General features: G+C 41.7%; 1 tRNA gene. It reads left to right on the top strand.

Going from position 1 to position 336, the window contains the following annotated elements:
• The first annotated feature begins 70 nt into the window (after positions 1-70).
• Positions 71-143: transfer RNA gene (locus ACQRBH_RS17380), tRNA-Ala, on the top strand.
• Positions 144-336 lie beyond the last annotated feature (193 nt).

Genomic DNA, 336 nt, shown 5'->3' with positions numbered 1-336 from the left:
TTTCTCAAGCATTCACTTGAGGAGGTAAGGCCCACTTAAGCCCATACCTTTCAACATAAATTGTATAAATGGGGGATTAGCTCAGTTGGGAGAGCGCCTGCCTTGCAAGCAGGAGGTCACGAGTTCGAATCTCGTATTCTCCACTTGATAATCAAAGGGCATCTGATGTTGCCCGCAGATGTTTGAATCAAGCTTGCTTGAATGAAAACATCTGGGTGGTAACAGAAGGATATCTGTAAGATATCCGTGAGCGAAAAGCTTCGCTTTGAGCTCTCGGATGACTAGGTAAAACATTTGATTATCAATATGTACCTTGAAAATTGCATATAAGAAATA

It is taken from the genome of Bariatricus sp. SGI.161, from assembly GCF_050313695.1.
Classification (GTDB): domain Bacteria; phylum Bacillota; class Clostridia; order Lachnospirales; family Lachnospiraceae; genus JAFBIX01.
This window is presented reverse-complemented; position numbering and strand designations above follow the sequence as displayed.